The 18,704-nt window shown below is 67.3% G+C and carries 18 protein-coding genes and 1 tRNA gene; 14 read left to right on the top strand and 5 right to left on the bottom strand.

Features of this window, described 5'->3' with window-relative positions; translation table 11 throughout:
- The first annotated feature begins 53 nt into the window (after nt 1–53).
- From murB to AEB_RS16275, 14 genes are all read left to right on the top strand, one after another.
- Complete coding sequence (gene murB / locus AEB_RS16340) at nt 54–938, top strand: UDP-N-acetylmuramate dehydrogenase (protein ID WP_231958999.1); 885 nt, start codon at nt 54–56, stop codon at nt 936–938.
- Nucleotides 935–1,900 carry a D-alanine--D-alanine ligase gene (locus AEB_RS16335; RefSeq protein WP_119084082.1) on the top strand — a complete coding sequence of 322 codons (966 nt, stop codon included), beginning with the start codon at nt 935–937 and terminating at the stop codon, nt 1,898–1,900. The genes murB and AEB_RS16335 overlap by 4 nt, the downstream gene beginning before the upstream one ends.
- A complete protein-coding gene (locus AEB_RS16330) occupies nt 1,900–2,811 on the top strand; it encodes a cell division protein FtsQ/DivIB (RefSeq protein WP_119084081.1) in 912 nt (303 codons plus the stop codon). Before AEB_RS16335 ends, AEB_RS16330 begins: the two co-directional genes overlap by 1 nt.
- Nucleotides 2,811–4,103: a cell division protein FtsA gene (ftsA, locus tag AEB_RS16325; RefSeq protein ID WP_119084080.1), complete on the top strand. Its 1,293-nt coding sequence runs from the start codon at nt 2,811–2,813 to the stop codon at nt 4,101–4,103. The genes AEB_RS16330 and ftsA overlap by 1 nt, the downstream gene beginning before the upstream one ends.
- A gap of 120 nt (nt 4,104–4,223) precedes the next feature.
- Entirely contained in the window at nt 4,224–5,807 is a 1,584-nt protein-coding gene (gene ftsZ, locus AEB_RS16320; RefSeq protein ID WP_119084079.1) for a cell division protein FtsZ, read from the top strand.
- A 98-nt stretch (nt 5,808–5,905) separates the two neighbouring features.
- Nucleotides 5,906–7,642, top strand: a complete 1,737-nt coding sequence (locus AEB_RS16315) for a tetratricopeptide repeat protein (RefSeq protein ID WP_119084078.1) — start codon at nt 5,906–5,908, stop codon at nt 7,640–7,642.
- Nucleotides 7,643–7,787: 145 nt separating this feature from the next.
- On the top strand, nt 7,788–8,291 hold the full coding sequence (locus AEB_RS16310) for a YbjN domain-containing protein (protein WP_231958791.1): 504 nt from the start codon (nt 7,788–7,790) through the stop codon (nt 8,289–8,291).
- Nucleotides 8,292–8,338: 47 nt separating this feature from the next.
- Complete coding sequence (locus AEB_RS16305; protein WP_119084077.1) at nt 8,339–9,145, top strand: pyrroline-5-carboxylate reductase family protein; 807 nt, start codon at nt 8,339–8,341, stop codon at nt 9,143–9,145.
- 106 nt (nt 9,146–9,251) lie between these two features.
- Nucleotides 9,252–9,998 (top strand): Bax inhibitor-1/YccA family protein, encoded by a 747-nt coding sequence (locus AEB_RS16300; protein ID WP_119084076.1) that lies wholly within the window; start codon nt 9,252–9,254, stop codon nt 9,996–9,998.
- A gap of 158 nt (nt 9,999–10,156) precedes the next feature.
- The gene (locus tag AEB_RS16295; protein ID WP_119084075.1) at nt 10,157–11,035 is read left to right on the top strand and encodes a hypothetical protein; all 879 of its coding nucleotides are present in this window, start codon (nt 10,157–10,159) and stop codon (nt 11,033–11,035) included.
- 112 nt (nt 11,036–11,147) lie between these two features.
- Nucleotides 11,148–11,223: transfer RNA gene (locus AEB_RS16290), tRNA-Ala, on the top strand.
- Between the two features lie 98 nt (nt 11,224–11,321).
- Nucleotides 11,322–12,389 (top strand): GTPase ObgE, encoded by a 1,068-nt coding sequence (obgE, locus tag AEB_RS16285; RefSeq protein WP_119084074.1) that lies wholly within the window; start codon nt 11,322–11,324, stop codon nt 12,387–12,389.
- 46 nt (nt 12,390–12,435) lie between these two features.
- Entirely contained in the window at nt 12,436–13,569 is a 1,134-nt protein-coding gene (gene proB / locus AEB_RS18485; protein WP_119084073.1) for a glutamate 5-kinase, read from the top strand.
- The gene (locus tag AEB_RS16275) at nt 13,566–14,489 is read left to right on the top strand and encodes an NAD-dependent epimerase/dehydratase family protein (protein ID WP_231958790.1); all 924 of its coding nucleotides are present in this window, start codon (nt 13,566–13,568) and stop codon (nt 14,487–14,489) included. Before proB ends, AEB_RS16275 begins: the two co-directional genes overlap by 4 nt.
- Before the next feature lie 269 nt (nt 14,490–14,758).
- On the opposite strand, the gene AEB_RS16270 is transcribed toward AEB_RS16275, so the two are convergent.
- From AEB_RS16270 to cobA, 5 genes are read right to left on the bottom strand one after another with little or no spacing between them, the layout of a single operon-like run.
- Nucleotides 14,759–15,535 carry a phosphoadenylyl-sulfate reductase gene (locus AEB_RS16270; protein WP_119084071.1) on the bottom strand — a complete coding sequence of 259 codons (777 nt, stop codon included), beginning with the start codon at nt 15,533–15,535 and terminating at the stop codon, nt 14,759–14,761.
- The gene (locus AEB_RS16265; RefSeq protein ID WP_119084070.1) at nt 15,528–15,995 is read right to left on the bottom strand and encodes a DUF934 domain-containing protein; all 468 of its coding nucleotides are present in this window, start codon (nt 15,993–15,995) and stop codon (nt 15,528–15,530) included. The genes AEB_RS16270 and AEB_RS16265 overlap by 8 nt, the downstream gene beginning before the upstream one ends.
- The gene (locus AEB_RS16260) at nt 15,988–17,622 is read right to left on the bottom strand and encodes a nitrite/sulfite reductase (protein ID WP_119084069.1); all 1,635 of its coding nucleotides are present in this window, start codon (nt 17,620–17,622) and stop codon (nt 15,988–15,990) included. The genes AEB_RS16265 and AEB_RS16260 overlap by 8 nt, the downstream gene beginning before the upstream one ends.
- A complete protein-coding gene (locus tag AEB_RS16255) occupies nt 17,622–17,921 on the bottom strand; it encodes a DUF2849 domain-containing protein (RefSeq protein WP_119084068.1) in 300 nt (99 codons plus the stop codon). The genes AEB_RS16260 and AEB_RS16255 overlap by 1 nt, the downstream gene beginning before the upstream one ends.
- Complete coding sequence (cobA, locus tag AEB_RS16250; protein ID WP_119084067.1) at nt 17,918–18,676, bottom strand: uroporphyrinogen-III C-methyltransferase; 759 nt, start codon at nt 18,674–18,676, stop codon at nt 17,918–17,920. Before cobA ends, AEB_RS16255 begins: the two co-directional genes overlap by 4 nt.
- Nucleotides 18,677–18,704 lie beyond the last annotated feature (28 nt).

The following is an 18,704-nucleotide window of genomic DNA, read 5'->3' as shown; positions in this document are numbered from 1 at the left end:
TGCGGACCGATCGCAATGCGCCGGGCGCGGGCGAAAGCTCCGGCGCGGCCGGCGTGCTGGCGCTGCCCGTGCGCGGCAGGCTGACCGCAAATGCCCCGCTGGACAAGCTGGTCTGGTTCAAGAGCGGCGGCCCGGCGGACTTCCTGTTCGAGCCCGCCGACGTCGATGATCTGATCGCCTTTCTTTCGGCGCAGGATGAAGGCACGCCGGTAATGGCGCTGGGCCTCGGCTCCAATCTCATCGTGCGCGATGGCGGGATACCGGGCGTGGTGGTGCGGCTGGGCAAGGCCTTCGCTACGGTTGAGGTGCGGCGCGACCAGGTGCTGGAATGCGGCGGCGGCGCCAGCGGCATTCTCGTGGCCTCCACCGCGCGCGATGCCGGGATTGCGGGGCTGGAATTCCTGCGCGGCATACCCGGCACGGTCGGCGGCTTCGTGCGCATGAACGGCGGCGCCTATGGGCGGGAAGTGGCCGATATATTGGTCGATTGCGTGGTGGTGATGCCCGGCGGCGAATGCGTGAACATCCCGGCAGCGGATCTGGAATACAGCTATCGCCATTCGCGCCTGCCCGATGGGGCGATCGTGGTGTCCGCCCGCTTCAGGGGCGTACCGGGCGATCCGGCTGAAATCGGCGCAGAGATGGACCGCATCGCTCATGCACGCGAGGAATCGCAGCCGCTGCGCAGCAAGACGGGTGGATCGACCTTCAAGAACCCGGAGGGCGATCGGGCCTGGCGGCTGGTGGATGCGGCGGGTTGCCGCGGCTTGCGGATGGGCGGAGCGCAGGTGAGCGAGAAGCACGCCAATTTCCTGATAAACACCGGCGATGCGACGAGTGCCGATATCGAAGGCCTGGGCGAGGAGGTCCGCCGCCGCGTGGCCCAGAGCCAGGGCGTGACGCTGGAATGGGAAATCAAGCGAGTGGGGCGGCCATGAATAGCGAACTTCCGCGGCTGCATGTGGTCGTCCTCATGGGCGGCTGGGCCAACGAACGCGAAGTCTCGCTGATGAGCGGCAAGGGCGTGGCCGATGCGCTTGAATCGCGCGGCCACCGCGTCACCCGGATCGACATGGACCGCGATGTCGCCGCGCGCCTGGCGGAAGCCGCGCCCGACGTGGTGTTCAACGCGCTGCACGGCGTGCCGGGGGAAGATGGCACGGTGCAGGGGATGATGGACCTGATGGGCATCCCCTATACCCATTCCGGCCTCGCCACCTCGGTCATCGCGATCGACAAGGAACTGACCAAGCATGCGCTGGTGCCGCATGGCATTCCGATGCCGGGCGGGCGCATCGTTGACAGCGAGGATCTTTACGAAGGGGATCCGCTGCCCCGTCCCTATGTGCTGAAGCCGGTCAACGAAGGCTCATCCGTGGGCGTGGCCATCGTGACGGCGGAAAGCAATTACGGCGATCCGATCCGGCGGGATGCCGCCGGGCCGTGGCAGAAGTTCCGCCAGCTGCTGGCCGAACCCTATATCCGCGGCCGCGAACTCACCGCCGCCGTGCTGGGCGATCGGGCGCTGATGGTCACCGAACTGGTGCCCAAGAGCGGCTTCTACGATTTCGACGCCAAATACACCGACGGCATGACGGAGCATGTCTGCCCGGCGAAGATCCCGCCGGAGATCGAAAAGCTGTGCCTCGATTATGCCCTGCGCGCCCATCGCCTGCTCGGCTGTCGCGGCACGAGCCGTTCGGACTTCCGCTGGGATGACGAGCGGGGTGAGGAGGGCCTGTTCCTGCTGGAGACGAACACCCAGCCGGGCATGACGCCGCTCAGCCTCGTGCCCGAACAGGCCCGGCATTGCGGCATCGACTATGCCGATCTGGTGGAGATCATCATCGCCGATGCGCTGCGCCATTTCGGCCGGCTGCCTGCGGGAGCGGCAGGCTGATGGCGCAGACGATCCGCCGCAACGCGAAGACCGTGCGGCGCCAGGCGCGGGCACAGGGCAATCGAACGAAGGTGCGCAAGGCCAAGGCGCAGACCAATTCGCTGATCGACGCCCTGATGCGCGTGCTGCCGTTCACCGAGGACCAGCTGCACAAGTTCTTCCTCGCGCTGATCCTCGGCGTGCTGTTGCTGGGGGCGTGGCTGATCGCGAGCCTCGCCGGCTTTACCGAGCTGGCCGGGCGCCAGCTCGCCTTCTACGCCGCCGATGCCGGATACGAGGTGCGCCGCGTGGAGGTGCACGGCGTGGAGCGAATGAACAAGCTCAAGGTGTATGAGCGCGTTCTGGGCGAGCAGGATCGCGCCATGCCGCTGGTCGATCTGGATACAATCCGCGCTTCGCTGATGGAATTGAGCTGGGTCCGCGACGCCCGCGTGTCGCGCCAGCTGCCCGATACGATCGTGGTGGACATTGTGGAGCGGCAGCCCCACGCCGTGTTGCAGAAGCCGGACCGGCTGGTGCTGATCGACGCCACCGGCCATGTGCTGGAGCCGATCGCTCCGGCCAAGGCGCGCGGCATGCTGATGATCTCCGGCCCCGGCGCGCAGCAGCAGGTGGAAGCGCTGGCTACATTGCTGGACGCCGCGCCCGCGCTGAAGCCGCAGGTCACGGCGGCCGAATGGGTCGGCAATCGCCGCTGGAACCTGACCTTCAAGACGGGCCAGGTGCTCGCCCTGCCGCAGGGTGACGAGAAATCGGCCACCGCGCTCATGAGCTTCGCCCGGCTAGACGGCGTGAATCGCCTGCTCGGCGGCAAGGTCGTTGCCTTCGACATGCGCACGCCGGAGCGGATATACATGCGGGTGCCGGGCCGTGCGCAGGAGGAACTCGATACGCGCCAAGGGGGCAGCTAATGGCCAGCCAGCCCCGCGTCACCCGCGTGTTCGGCGCGGTGAACATCGGTTCTTTCCGGATATCGGCCATGATCGCCGCGCTGACCGAGGGTGGCGAGATGATCGTGCTCGGCAGCGGCCACCGCGCGGCGCAGGGCATCAAGCGCGGCTATGTCACCGATATGGCCGCGGCCACCTATGCCGTGCGCGACGCCATAGAGCGTGCCGAGCGGCTGGCCGGCACGCATATCGGCAGCGTGTGGATCGGCTGTTCGGGCGCCGGGCTCGCCAGCCAGATCCAGCCGGTGGAGATCGACATCGGCGGCCGCCGGATCGAGGAAGAGGATATCGAGCAATTGCTGGTGGCCTCGCGCGCCAGTATCGAGCCCGACGGGCGGATGGTGCTGCATGCGCAGCCGGCCTGCTATTTCCTCGACGGCGCGCATGGCATTGCGAATCCGAAGGGCCTGCACGCCGAACGGCTGGGCGTGGACGTTCACGTGATGCTGGCCGATGGCGCGCCGATGCGGAATGTCACCGAAGCGGTGCAGAATGCGCATCTGGAGGTGGAAGGCGTGGTCGCATCCCCGCTGGCCACGGGCTATGCCTGCCTTTCTGCGGAGGAGCGCGATCTCGGCGTCGCCCTGGTGGAGTTCGGCGGAGAGGTGACCAATGTCTCGGTCTATATGAGCGGGATGCTGGTGGGCCTTGCAGCGATTCCCCGTGGCTCGGCCGATATCACCGATGCGATCGCCAGCGATTTCGGTATCCGCCGCTTTCAGGCGGAGCGGCTGAAATGCGTGCACGGATCGGCCATCGCCAGCCCGGCCGATCATCGGGAAATGGTGCCGGTCAACGGCCCAGGCGACGATGCTGCTGCCGGCGGCCCGATCGCCCGCGGGGCCGATGACAAGAACCGCATACCGCGGTCCGAACTGATCGGCGTCATCACGGGCGAGCTGGACCAGCTGATGGGGCAGGTGGGTCGCGCGCTCGAATCGCTTGGTTTCGGCGGTACTGCGCGGGGGCGGCAGGTGGTGATCACCGGGGGCGGGGCGGAACTGGCCGGCCTGGCGGACTACGCCCAGGCGGCGCTGGGCAAGCCGGTGCGGATCGGCGGTCCGCCGCCCTTGAAGGGGCTGCCAGAGGCGCACTCCGTGCCCGGTTTCGCCACTCTTGCCGGACTGGTAATCTATGCCGCTGCCGAGCCGATCGACATCCGCAAGGCGGGCGAGCGCCGGCAGCCGGCGTCTTCCGTGGCGGGACTGGCCGCGGTCCAGCGGATATGGGCGGCAGTTAAGGAATATTTCTAGACGTTTGCCTGCCGCTGCGCATGGCTGTGGATAGCTTTTTTTACCTTTTGCACGGGTGATTCGCTTTGTGGCACAAGCGGGACACCAGAATGAACAGGGCCTCCCCGAGGAGAGCAGGAAATGAGTATCAATATCGGCCCGCCTTCCGTTGAAGAACTCCGTCCGCGGATCACCGTGATCGGTGTCGGCGGCGCCGGCGGCAATGCCATCGCGAATATGATAGAGGCGGAAATCGAAGGCGTCGATTTCATTGTCGCCAACACCGATGCGCAGGCGCTGAACAATTCGGTGGCCGAACACCGCATCCAGCTGGGGCCGGATATCACCCAGGGCCTCGGCGCCGGATCGCGGCCCGAAGTCGGCCGCGCCGCCGCGGAAGAGACGGTGGCCGAGATCGAGCGCGCGCTGGAAGGCGTGAACATGGTCTTCATCGCCGCCGGCATGGGCGGCGGCACGGGCACGGGCGCGGCACCGGTGATCGCGGAAATCGCGCGCACCCGCGGCATCCTGACGGTGGGCGTCGTCACCAAGCCGTTCCTGTTCGAAGGCACGCGCCGTATGCGCTCGGCGGAGTCGGGTATCGAGGAGCTGCAGAAGCACGTCGATACGCTGATTGTGATCCCGAACCAGAACCTGTTCCTGGTCGCCAAGGCGGAAACCACCTTCAAGGAAGCGTTCCAGCTGGCGGACGAAGTGCTGCAGCAGGGCGTGCGCTCCATCACCGATCTGATGGTGATGCCGGGCCTCATCAACCTCGACTTTGCCGACGTGCGTTCGGTCATGGGCGAGATGGGCAAGGCGATGATGGGCACGGGCGAGGGCGAGGGCGAGAATCGCGCGCTGGAAGCCGCCGAGAGGGCCATTGCCAATCCGCTGCTGGACGGCGTGTCGATGCAGGGCGCCAAGGGCGTCATCATCTCGATCATCGGCGGCGAGGACATGAAGCTGCTGGAAGTCGACGAGGCTGCGAACCACATCCGCGAGCTGGTCGATCCCGAGGCCAACATCATCTGGGGCTCGGCCTTCAACCCCGATCTCGAGGGCAAGATCCGCGTGTCGGTGGTCGCCACAGGCATAGACAGCGGTGCTGCGCCCGCACAGCAGGCCAGCCAGCCGATCTCCTTCGGCGCCCAGCGTGGGCCGAAGAAGCCGGTTCTTCCTCCGCCGACCGAAGCCGAAATGGCAGAGAGCGGCAGCGCATCGTTCGACAGTGAGCCGGCTGAGCAGCGCGCGCCCGAACGGGCCCCTTCATTCTCGAACGAGCCGGTCAGCGCCTCCTACGAGGACGATTATGGCGATTTCGATGAGGATGAGGACGAGACGGCCACCGCCAATTTCGCCTCACTCACCGGTTCACGCGACGAGGATGACAGCGCCGAGCTGGAGCTGACCGACGAAGCCGAGCCGACCGCCCCCGACGAACTGCTGCTAGACGCCAGCCGCCTGGCCGAGCGTGACGAGCCGGCGCAGCCGCATTTTGGCGGGCGGCGCGGGCAGATGCTGGGCGGTGCGGCTGGCAAGGGCACGCCGCCGGCCGGTGGCGCTGCTGCCGGCAGCACTCTCTTCGAGCGGATGGCCAATCTCTCCCGTTCCAGCGGTACGCCCGCCGGCGACGAGGGGGATGAGGACGAGGATGAGAAGGATGGGGACGGCGGCGCCTCGCTGCGCATCCCGCGCTTCCTCGGACGGCAGAACAACCAGTAAGCCGGACCCATTCGCGCGAGGTTCACACTCGGCCCGCTAGCGCGCGCGGCATGATGTCCCCGCACTCTTCGCCGCAGCGGCGGAGGCGGCGCGGTGTCGTGCTGCCTGCTCTGGCGGGCGCGGCTCTGGCGCCCTTCCTGGCCCTGGCGCCTGCCGCCGCGCAGGATTCCATTTCGCGCCCGGTAGTGCAGGCGGTGCCCAGCCCCGATTCGGAGCGGTTGAGCGAGGCCTTGCGCCAGCTCGCCCACAATCCCCAGTCCACCGATGCGCTGATCGCCGCTGGCCAAGCCTCGCTGGGTCTGGATGATCTGAACGCCGCGCTCGGCTTTTTCGGGCGGGCGCAGGCGCTGTCGCCTGGCGATGCACGCGCGAAGGCAGGCATGGCGGCCATCTCGGTGCGCCAGAATCAGCCGCTTTCCGCACTTTCGCTGTTCAGTGAGGCGGAAGCGGCGGGGGCGGATCTTGCCCCCTATGCCAGTGACCGCGGCCTCGCCTATGACCTTGTGGGCGACAACGCCAAGGCGCAGGAGCAATATCGGCTCGTGCTGGCGCGCGGCGAGAATCCCGCGATCGCGCGCCGGCTGGCCATCAGCCAGGCCATCGCTGGCAATCAGGCAGCTTCGGAAGCCACGCTGCTGCCGATGCTGCAACGGCAGGATTTGTCCGCCTATCGTGCGCGCGCCTTTGCGCTCGCCATTCTCGGCCAGCCGGATGAAGCGGTGTCGATCGCCGAGACGCTGCTGCCGGCGCAGCTTTCAGGCCGGATGGCGCCTTACCTGCGTTATATGGCCAAGCTCACCCGGGCGCAGCAGGCAGCTGCGGCCAATCTCGGCCTGTTCCCCCAGGCGGAGGCGATCGGGCGGGACGAGCCGCAGATCGCGGCGCTGTCTGCCCAGGCCGCCGCTGTTCCGGGCGCGGGAACGACAGCGCGCTCTGCTGACGCGCGGCTCGTGCCGAGCGGGGAGCCACTTGGCCGCCGTGCAGAGGACCGCAAGGGAAGGGCAGAAGCCGGCAAGCCCGCGCGGAGCCGCCGTGAGGTCGCCGCTACCGAACCGGCTCCGGCGCCTGCCCGATCGCGGGCCGGCGCTGCCGAGGCGCCCGTGCAGGTGGCCGCGCAATCGCAGGTTGGCGAGCTGCCGCCGCTTGGGGGGCAGGCTGCTGCCGCGCCTGCGCCCTCTCCGCCGCCTGTTCCAACTCCAACACCCGCACCTCAGCCTGCAGCCGTTGCCGTGGCACAGGCGCCGCGGCCGCTGCAGGGGCCCGCGGCCGACCCTCAGCCGTCGCGGTCCGGCCAATCATTCGCAGACGCCAGCCTCCCGCCCACGCCGACGCCGGGCCCTGCTCCCACGCCGACCGTGCTTCTCCCTCCGTCGGAACAGCCAAAGCCGCCGGTGGAGATTTCACTGCGCGACGCGTTCGCCGAGTTTTCTCTTGCTGGCGACGCGGCTGCCGTTGCGGCGCGCCCCGCGGCCGGGGCGGTGGACATCACGGCAATCAAGCCGCCGCGCGAACGGCCCAAGCCGCCACCGCCCCCCGCGCCGCCTCCGCCGCCGCCCCCACCCCCGGAACCGAGCCGGCACTGGGTCCAGATTGCCACCGGGCGAGACGTGAAGGCGCTTGGCTTCGACTGGAAACGGCTGCGTCGCGAAGCCGGCGGCCTGCTCGACAAGGCAGAGCCGCATGTCGCCGCCTGGGGACGCACCAACCGCATGGTGGTGGGCCCCTATCCCAGCACCAAGGCGGCCAACGAGATGGTCGGCAAGCTGAAGGACAAGGGCTTTGATTCCTTCCGATTTGACAGCGCGGAAGGCGAGAAGGTCGCCCCGCTCGACTAAGCGCCGGACCGGCTTTTGCACACCTTGCCAACAGGCTTGTTAAGTTTTGCCCAGTGACGCCATGGCGGTGGATTGCGCCGTGCCCCCGCCCCGCTGCATTGATGCCGCAAGCCGGGCGAACGGCCGGGCACGCAGGGGTTGAACAATGGATATCGGTCGCGAGCAGATGGATGAGGACGAGGACGCCGCGCCGCTGGAAATGCTCGCGCAGTTGTTCCAGGCCCATGGCTGGCCCTGCGAATTCGTGAATGACGATGAAGTTTGCGGCGAAGTGCAGGGCAGCTGGACGACCTACCAGCTGCGCGGCATCTGGCGGCCGGAAGATCGCGTACTGCAGCTGATCTGCCTCCCCGAGATTCGTGTGCCCGAAGCCAAGCGCAAGGCCGCTTACGAATTGCTGGCGCTGATCAACGAACAGCTCTGGATCGGCCATTTCGACATCTGGTCGAATGGCGGAGTGCTGCTCTATCGCCATGGGCTGATGCTGGGCGATGGGCTGCTTGGGCTCTCGGTCGGTCAGCTGGCGGTGGAAAGCGCAGTGGCCGAATGCGATCGCTTCTATCCTGCCTTCCAGTTCGTGCTGTGGGGCGACAAGCGCCCGCGCGAGGCGCTGGAAGCCGCATTGGTGGACGCTGCCGGGGAGGCCTGAGCCGCTTCTCCGTGGACAGCGCGCGGCGGATTCGGCACTGGCGGCGCATGACCTATCAGAACATCCTCCTCGTCGGCTGCGGCAATATGGCCGGGGCCATGCTCGACGGCTGGCTGGCCGCCGGGTTCGATCCCGCCCGCTTCACTGTTGCCGATCCCGGGATGAAGGAGCCGCGCCCGGGGGTGAAGCTGCTGGATGCGATCCCTGAGGGGGGCAGCTTCGATGCCGTGCTCCTGGGCGTCAAGCCGCAGATCCTCGCCGATGTCGTGCCGCAGGTTAAAAAGGTGGTGGGCGCGGGCACCGTGCTGCTTTCTATCCTCGCCGGGGTCGAGCTCTCCGTGTTGCGGGATCGTTTCGCGAACGCGGCCGGCGTGGTGCGGCTGATGCCCAATCTTGCCGCGGCGCTCGGCAAGTCCCCCATCGCCGTCGCGCAGGCCGGGCTGGACGATTCCGGATCTGACGCGGCGATGGCTTTCCTGAAACCGCTCGGCACGCCGGAATGGGTGGCGGAGGACGAGTTCGATCTCGTCACCGCCCTGGCGGGATCGGGGCCGGCCTTTGTCTATCGTTTCATCGATTCGCTGGCGGCCGCAGCGGCCGAGCTCGGGTTGGCGGAAGACAAGGCGCTGCGTCTGGCATTGGCGATGGTGGAAGGGGCTTCGGCGCTGGCAGCAGCATCGCCCCACGCCCCGGCGGAGCTCGCCCGGCGCGTGGCGAGCCCGGGTGGCGTCACGCAGGCGGGGCTCGAAGTGATGGATGACGGGGCGGCGATGCGCCGGCTTGCGGTCGCGACGCTGCGGGCGGCGCGCGATCGCAGTGCCGAGATGGCAGCCGAGGCGCGCGGCAAGGCGTAAGCGCGCCCGATGGCGTTCGGTTTTGCTTGAAAAGCGTGCCGCGAAGACCGATATTCGCCTACGAGCGGCTCGCAAAGTGAAGCCGTGCATACGGAGTTTAGGATAAATGGCAAATTGGAACGACCCCCGGGCGACCCGCCAGGGCATCGGAGAGTCGCCCGGCCTTAGAGGGGGTGTCCGCACCGGCGAGACTTTCGACGCCGGGCTGCGCAAGCACATGCTCTCCATCTACAATTATATGGCGTCCGGCGTATTGCTGACCGGCGTGGTCGCGCTGCTGACCTGGCAGTCCGGCCTTGCGGTGCAGCTCTTCGCCAGCCCGCTGCGCTGGATCGTGGCTCTCGCCCCACTGGGCATCGTGTTTGCGATGAGCTTCGGGCAGAATCGCTTCAGCACATCCACGCTTCAGGCAATGTACTGGGGCTTCGCGGTGCTGATGGGGCTTTCGCTGTCCTCGGTCTTCGCCGTCTACACAGGTGCGTCCATTGCGGCGACCTTCTTCGCCACGGCGGGCGCCTTCGCGGGTCTCAGCCTTTATGGCTACACCACGCAGCGTGATCTTTCGGGTTTCGGCACCTTCCTGATCATGGGCGTGATTGGCCTGCTGATCGCCAGCGTGATCAACATCTTCCTGCAGTCGCCGGCGCTTTATTGGGCGGTGACCTTCCTGGGCGTGCTGATCTTTGCCGGTCTGACTGCCTATGACACGCAGAAGCTGAAGGAGCAGTACAACTATGTGCGTGGCACCGATTTTGCCGGCAAGGCGATCGTGCTCGGCGCGCTGAACCTGTATCTCGACTTCATCAACATGTTCCTTTTCCTGCTTCGGATCATGGGCAGCAGCCGCAACTGATCGCACGCAGGATTCGCTTCATCGTGCCCGGGATGCCGCTGTGCATCCCGGGCATTTTCTTTGCCCGGCCAAACCGTTAGGGAAGCGTTCTTCATCCGGCAGAAAGCCGGAAGCGGGTAATGGGCCCGAAATTTTAATGTGAGGGGGCGCTTCGCCTGATGCTGTGGAACAATCGACACTGGATCGCGAAGGCTGCGGCCCTGAGCGGGCTCGCGCTGCTGGCGGCCTGCGCCACGCCTCCGCCTCCGCCGCCCCCACCTCCGGCGCCTCCGCCGCCGGTGCAGGAGGCGATCCCCTATCGCCCGATTCCGCCGCAGGGCGCCTCCTATGTGATGCCGATCCCGCCGATGGGGCCGGATGGCCTGCGGCGCACGATCAACACCGGCCTCACCCAGGATGAGGCGCTGTGGCATTTCCGCTCGGGCTGGAACGTGGCCGCGCTGAACTGCAACGATGCGCAATATGCGCCGATCACCACGGCGTATGGCGAATTCCTGAAGAAGAATGCCAAGCGGCTCGCTGCCGCCAATGCGTCGATGGACAAGGAATTTCGCAAGGAATCCTCCAACCGCTCGACAGCGGTCAAGGCGCGCGAAGCGCATATGACGCAGGTCTATAACTATTTCGCGCTGCCGGCGGTGCGTTCGACCTTCTGCGCAGTGGCGCTTGATCTCGCAAACACGGCGCTGCAGACCCCACCCGCCGATGTTGACCAATTCGCGCTTGCGGGGCTCACCCGCTACGAGGGCGCCTTCGAGCAGTTCTTCAGCGACTACGAGAAATATCGCACCGAATCCGCTGCCTGGGACGCGAAATACGGCGAGCGCTATGGCGCCTCGCAGCCGGGCTATGTGGCGGTCCACGGTGTGCGCCAGCCGGGCATCGGGGCCACGCTTGCAGACAGCGGTGCCCCTTCGGTGACGGGCGGCGTGACGGATCCGGACAGCGGGGCGACCATTCCGCTGGTTGCGCGACCTGACGATACGGTGTCCACCCCAGTGGTGCAGCCGCTGAATGCGAAGGAAACTGGCAACTAAGCGGAAACGGCGCGAAGGCATGGGAGGCCGCAAATTTGCTCTTCCAAGAGGAATGCCTTTTCGCTAGGACGCGCGCTCTTCGCGGGCCATGTCCGCGCAGCGACACTGGAACGGGGCCGTAGCTCAGCTGGGAGAGCGCGTCGTTCGCAATGACGAGGTCAGGGGTTCGATCCCCCTCGGCTCCACCAGTTGTCCCGCAACTCCCCTCCGCGCAGCCGCTCAGCCTCCGCCGGGGCGGGCGCATTAGCGGTTCGACAGACCCGCCGCGAACGGGCAAGGTGGCGCTATGCATTTCCTCGATCAGGCCAAGATATTCATTCGCTCGGGCGCCGGCGGACCCGGCGCGGTGAGCTTCCGGCGCGAGAAGTACGTCGAATATGGCGGCCCCGACGGGGGCAATGGCGGCAAGGGCGGCGATGTCATCTTCGAAGCCGTGGCCGGTCTCAACACGCTGATCGACTTCCGCTATTCGCAGCATTTCAAGGCCCGCCGCGGCGGCCACGGCATGGGGCGCGACCGCACCGGCAAGGGTGCGGAGGATCTCGTCATCAAGGTGCCGGTGGGCACGCAAGTACTGGACGAGGAGCGCGAGGAGGTGCTCGCCGATCTCACCCAGGTGGGGCAGCGCGTGGTGCTGCTGGAAGGCGGCATCGGCGGGCGGGGCAATGCCAGCTACAAGACCTCCACCAATCGCGCCCCGCGCCAGCACCAGCCGGGCATTCCGGGCGAGGAGATGTGGGTGTGGCTGCGGCTGAAGCTGCTGGCCGACGCGGGGCTGGTGGGGCTGCCCAATGCCGGAAAGTCCACCTTCATCAACCAGGTGACCAACACCCGCGCGAAGGTGGGGGATTATGCCTTCACCACGCTGGTGCCCAAGCTGGGCGTGGTGCGCCACAAGGCGCGCGAATTCGTGCTGGCGGACATCCCCGGCCTGATCGAAGGCGCGGCGGACGGTGCGGGCATCGGCGATCGCTTCCTCGGCCATATCGAGCGCTGCCGCGTGCTGATCCATCTGGTGGACATCGCCGGGCAGGATCCCGCCGAAGCGATGCAGGTGGTGGAGCGCGAACTGGAAGCCTATGGCGCCGGGCTGGTGGACAAGCCCCGCCTGATCGCGCTGAACAAGGTCGATCTCGCCGATGCCGAGCTGGCAGAGGGCTTCGCCCGCGAGTTGCGCGAGGCCGGTGCGGAGCGCGTATTCCCGATTTCCGGCGCGACCGGTGCGGGGGTGGAGGCGCTGATGGATGCGGTGCTGGAGTTCCTGCCCGCCCGCACGGTGACCGAACTGCCCACCGCGCCGATCGACGCAGATGGCCAGGTGGAAGATGAAGAGGGCGGCTGGTCCCCCCTCTGATCGCGTTGCGCTTCTCAAGTCGCGCGGCGCAAGCTAACGCGCCGCCATGTCGATCGCTCGCCTCGCTGATCTCGCCAATGCCACTTCGGCACCGCGCCTTGTCTTCAAGGTAGGCTCCGCGCTGCTCGTGGGGCCGGGCGGCCGCCCGCGCCGCGAATGGCTGGCCGGGCTGGTGGGGGAAATCGCCGCCGCACGGGCGCGCGGGCAGCAGGTTATCGTGGTCAGCTCCGGCGCGATCGCGCTGGGCGCGGCCCGGCTCGGCCTGGCGAAGGGCGGGCGCGGCAGCCTCGCGGATGCACAGGCTGCGGCGGCAGTGGGCCAGATCGGCCTTGCTGGGCTGTGGAGCGAGTTGCTCGGTGTCCACGGGCTGACCGCTGCGCAATTGCTGCTGACGCTGGAGGATCTGGAGGACCGGCGGCGCTATCTGAACGCCGCCGCCACGCTGGGGCGCCTGCTGAAGGCGGGCGCCGTGCCAGTGATCAACGAAAACGATTCCGTCGCCACCGCAGAGATCCGCTTCGGCGATAACGATCGGCTCGCCGCCCGCGTGGCGCAGGCCGGCGGGGCGGACGCTGTGGTGCTGTTTTCGGACGTGGACGGGCTCTATGATCGCAATCCGGCGGAGCCGGATGCGCAGCTGCTTCCGTTCGTGGAAGGCGTGACCGAAGCGGTTCATGCCATGGCGAGCGGCGCCTCCAGCTCCGGCATGGGGTCGGGCGGGATGACCAGCAAGCTGCAGGCCGCCGAGATCGCCGAGCGGGCAGGGATCGCGCTCGCCATCGTCAATGGCACCCACAGCCGCCCTTTCGCCCGGGCGCTCGCCAACGACACCGGCACCGTCTTCCTACCCACGCGCAAGGACGGCGCGCGCAAGGCATGGCTGGGCGGGCGCCAGCGGATGAACGGCGCGCTGGTGGTGGACGCCGGCTGCGCCAAGGCCTTGGCCAAGGGCGGCAGTCTCCTCGCCAGCGGCATCCTGTCCGTGGAGGGCGAATTCCAGCGGGGCGATCCGGTGGGCATTCGCGACGAGAGCGGCAAGCCCGTGGCACAGGGCCTCGCCGAATATGGTTCGGCGGAGATCGAGCGGATCCGGGGCACGCGCAGCGAGGATCAGCGCGCGCTGCTCGGCTATGCGCCGCGTTCGGCGGTCGTGCACCGCGATCAGCTGGTGCTGCTGTGAGCGAAGGGCCGATCATTGCCCTGACCGGCGGCACCGGCTTTGTCGGGCAGGCGGTAATGGAAGAAGCCGCGCGGCGGGGGCTGCGCGTGAAGGCGCTTGCCCGGCGCGATCAGCCCGCGCGGGAGGGCGTAACCTGGGTGCGCGGCGATCTGCTCGATCGCGTTGCGCTGGCCGATCTCGTGCAGGGTGCCGACACCGTGCTGCACATCGCCGGGGCGGTGAACGCCGCCGATTTCGCCGGCTTCCATGCCTGCAACGTCGAAGGGACGGAGCGGGTGGTGGAAGCCGCCCGGGCGGCGGGGATCGCCCGCTTTGTGCAGGTCTCCTCCCTGTCGGCCCGCGAACCCGGCCTGTCGGATTACGGCCGCAGCAAATATCTGGCGGAGGAGGTGGTCCAGGCGAGCGGGCTCGATTGGGTGATCGTCCGCCCGCCGGCGATCTATGGGCCGCGGGACCGTGAGATCCTGGAGCTGTTTCGTACGGCGGCGCGCTGGGGCGTGGTGCCTATGCCGCCGCGCGGTCGGGCCTCAGTGATCGCGGTGAGTGATCTCGCGCGGCTGTTGCTCGCGCTGGCCTGTGCGCCGGGACAGCTGACCGGCGCGATTGTCGAGCCCGATGACGGCCGGCAGGCAGGCTGGAGCCATCGCGACCTGGGCAAGGCTATCGGCCGTGCGGTGGGGCGGCGCGTATGGGTGCCGCATGTGCCCGCCAGCGTGCTGCATCTGGCCGCGCGTGCCGACCGGCTGCTGCGAAAAGGGGGCGCCAAGCTGACCCCTGATCGCGCCCGCTACATGGCGCATCCCGATTGGGTGTGCAGCCCTTCGAACGCAGTGCCGGAAGCCTTCTGGCGCCCCGAAGTGGACACGGCGGAGGGCCTTGCCGCCACGGCCCGATGGTATCGGGCGCAGGGCTGGCTCTAAGCGCGGCCGACCGGCTCGGCCGTTGCCCGCCACGCATCGCGGATCGCAGGCAGAAAAAAAGCCCGGCCGTTGCCAGCCGGGCTTGAAAGTCTTGGGAGAGGATGCCTGAAAAGGCCTGCTCTCTATGGCGGCGGCGGCCGATCGGCACAAACGCACTTAATGCATGACCTGTTGCGTAATTTTCAACAGCTATCCATTGCATTGAAAATACCAAAGAAAAAGCCTCGGAAGCGGGCTGCTTCCGAGGCTTTTTGTGTGGCGGAGCCGATTCAGAATGCGGGTTCGTAACCCGGCGGCAGATCTTCTTCTGGTGCCGCACCTGGCTGGCCGTGAATGCCGCATTCGGTCTTGTCCCATCCCCGCCAGCGGCCGGCGCGCGGATCCTCGCCCGGCTTTACGGTTGAGGTGCAGGGTTCGCAGCCGACGGAGAGATAGCCCTTGGCCTCCAGCGGATGGCGCGGCAGATCATGCGCTTCGAAATAGGCGTCGAGATCGGCCTTGATCCAATCGCCCAGCGGATTGATCTTGAGACGGCCGGCCTCCACTTCGAAGCGCGGCAGGTTCTCGCGGGTGACGGACTGGAACGCCTTGCGCCCCGAAATCCAGGTGTCGAGCCCTTCCTTCGCGCGCTTCAGCGGCTCTACCTTGCGGATCGCGCAGCAACCGTCCGGATCCCACGACCAGCGCAGCCCGTTCTCATCCTTGGCCGCCAGCACGGCCGGATCGGGCGTGACGGTGGAGGAGTTGGTGAGGCCCAGCCGCTGCGTCAGCGTTTCGCGATAATCCAGCGTCTCCTGGAACATCTTCAGCGTGTCCACGAAGATCACCGGTGTGGCGGGATCGGCCTGCGCCACCAGATGCAGCAGCACCGCGCTTTCCGTGCCGAAGCTCGACACCACGGCCACCCGCCCCAGCGTGTTTTCCGCCAGCAGCTCGGCCAGCATGGTTGCGGCGTCCACGCCGGCGAAGCGGGCGTTCAGCGCATCGGCATCCGCCTGGGTGAAGCGAGGGCCGGCGTCTATCCTGTCTATGGCGCGACTAGCCATTGTGCGCCTCGCCATGCCGCTTGGCCCAGATCGGCCTGCGATCGTCGGCCGCAGGCTGATAAACCTCGGGCCAGCGCTCGAAGGCGGCCTGCGCATCCGCATCGTTCAGCGGCACTTGCGGGGCGAAGCTGTCAAAGCCGCAGCGCCGCATGTGGCTGAGCTGGTCGATCAGCACATCGCCCACGGCGCGTAATTCGCCATCGTACCCGGCTTCGCGCAGGATGCGCGCCGCCGAATAGCCGCGGCCGTCGGTGAAGGCGGGAAAGTTCACTTCCACCAGCCAGATGCGCGAAAGGTGCGGCAGCAGGTCGCGCGCATCGTCGCCCGGCTCGATCCGCACGGCGGCGGCATTCGATTGTTCGACGAAGGCGTCCACCGTCACCGCCGGGTGATCGACGGTTTCGTCCTGCCGGAAGCGGAACTGCACCTCGTCCGTGCGGGGTTCGGAAATGTCAGCCATATAGCGCCTCCTTGAACGGCTCCATGCCGATGCGGCGATAGGTGTCGAGGAAACGCTCCCCATCCTGCTTCTCGCGCAGATAGACGTCCGCCGCGGTTTCCACCGCGCGCACGATGCCGTCCTCGTCGAAACCGGGGCCGGTGATCTTGCCCAGCGACGTATCCGCCGCTTCGCTGCCGCCGAGCAGCAGCTGGTAGTTTTCCGTGCCCTTCCGGTCCACGCCGAGAATGCCGATATGGCCCGCGTGGTGATGGCCGCAGGCGTTGATGCAGCCGGAAATCTTCAGCTTCAGCTCGCCCAGCGCGGCGGATTTGCCCGTGTCGGCAAAGCGGCGGGAGATCTTCTGCGCCACCGGGATCGAGCGGGCATTGGCCAAGCTGCAATAATCCAGACCCGGGCAGGCGATGATATCCTCGATCGTGTCGAGATTGGCCGCGCCCAGGCCCGCTTCCTCCAGCTTCTGCCACAGGGTGAACAGATCGGCCTTGCGCACATGCGCCAGCACGATGTTCTGCGCATGCGTCACCCGGCATTCGTCGAAGCTGTAGTCCTTCATCAGCTCCGCCATCACATGCATCTGCCCGGCCGAAGCGTCGCCCGGGATGCCGCCGGCGGGCTTCAGGCTGATCGTGGCCGAGACATAGCCGGGCTGCTTGTGCGCATGGGTGTTGTTCTCCACCCACAGCGCGAAGGCGGGATCGGACAGGTCGAGCGCGTCGGGCGCGTCCGCATCGAACGCCGGATCGGCGAAATAGGTGCCGATCCGCTCCAACTCGGCCAGCGGCGGCTCGATGTTCTGGGTCTGCAGGTGGGCGAATTCCTCTTCCACCTGCCGGGCGTATTCATCCGCCCCCAGTTCGTGCACCAGGATCTTGATGCGCGCCTTGTACTTGTTGTCGCGCCGGCCGTAGCGATTGTAGACCCGGAGGCAGGCCTCCGAATAGGTAATCAGCTGATCCAGCGGCACGAATTCGCGGATCAGCGGTGCGATCATCGGCGTGCGGCCCATGCCGCCGCCCACATAGAAGGCAGCGCCGATTTCGCCGGCATCGTTCTTGACGATGCGGATGCCGATATCGTGCAGGCGCATGGCCGCGCGGTCGGTCTCGCTGGCGATCACGGCAATCTTGAACTTGCGCGGCAGGGCCAGGAATTCCGGGTGGAAGCTCGACCACTGGCGCAGCAGCTCGGCATAGGGGCGCGGGTCGATCACCTCGTCCGCCGCGGCGCCGGCATAGTGATCCGAACTGATGTTGCGGATGCAATTGCCGCTGGTCTGGATCGCATGCATCTCCACCTTGGCGAGGTCCGCCAGGATGTCGGGCGCGTCTTCCAGCTTGATCCAGTTGTACTGGATGTTCTGCCGCGTGGTGAAATGGCCGTAGCCGCGATCGTAACGATCGGCGATGTCCGCCAGCGCGTGCATCTGCGCGCTGCTGAGCGTGCCGTAAGGCACGGCGACGCGCAGCATATAGGCGTGCAGCTGGAGATAGAGCCCATTCTGCAGCCGCAGCGGCTTGAACTGGTCCTCCGTCAGCTTGCCTTCCAGGCGGCGGCTTGTCTGGTCGCGGAATTCCGCGACGCGCGCATCGACCATCGCCTGGTCGTATTGGTCATAGCGATACATCAGATCACCCAGTTCCCGGCCTCGGGATCGGCCGGCTTGAGAGTAAGGTCAGGGCGCACGGTGGGACCGAGCGCGCGGATGCGATCCTTGATATGCGCCGGGCGGATACCGCCGGCGGGGTCGGCCTCAGCCTCGATCACATAGGGGGAATTGACGTGCCGGGCGGCTTCCTCGCGCGCGGCGATGCTGGCGCCTTCTTCGCCCACATCCGCCGCATCGTCGACATGGATGGACCAGCCGCTGCCGTCCCACCAGGTTACTGCGCCAGTCTTCAAATCGTTGCCCGTCAATATCTTCACGAAGAAACCTCCTGCGCGATGTGAAGCAGGGCGGGGTCGCTTTCCCGCGTCACATCGCCGATGACTATCAATGCCGGGCTGCGCACCCGGGCGCTTTCCACCAGATCGGGCAGGCCCGCCAGCACACCGCGCAACACGCGCATCTGCGGGCGGGCGGCATTTTCGATGACGGCCAGCGGCATATCCGGCGCCAGCCCATCTGCCATGAGTTTTTCAGCGATTTGCGGGGCCGTCTTCACACCCATATAGATCACCAGCGTGCGGCCCTTGCCGGCGAGCCCGGCCCAGTCCTGCTCCGCCAGGCCCTTGCACTGGCCCGCTACGAAGCTGACGACGCTGGCGTGATCGCGGTGGGTGAGGGGGATCTGCGCGGCGGCGGCGGCGCCATGCGCGGCGCTGATGCCGGGCACGACTTCCACCGGGACGCCGGCGGCGCGGCATGCTTCCGCCTCTTCCCCGCCGCGGCCGAAGATGAACGGATCGCCGCCCTTCAGCCGCACCACATCCCGCCCCGCCAGCGCTTCGCGCACCAGCAAGGCATTGATTTCATTCTGCGGAAGCGTGTGCTTGGAACGGCTCTTCGCCACGGAGATCATCCGCGCATCGGGCCGGGCGAGTGCGAAGACGGCCGGGTCCACCAGCCCATCATGCACCACGATGCGGGCGCGGCCGATCAGCCGCGCGGCGCGCAGCGTCAGCAGATCGGGATCACCCGGCCCGGCGCCGACGAGATAGACTGTGCCGATGTTTTCCATGGCGGCGAGATGCGCTTCGCAGGCGCGG

Origin of the sequence: Altererythrobacter sp. B11 (assembly GCF_003569745.1) — a bacterium.
Taxonomy (GTDB): Bacteria; Pseudomonadota; Alphaproteobacteria; order Sphingomonadales; family Sphingomonadaceae; genus Croceibacterium_C.
The sequence above is the reverse complement of the archived record's forward strand: the minus strand, read 5'-3'. Positions and strand labels throughout refer to the sequence as shown.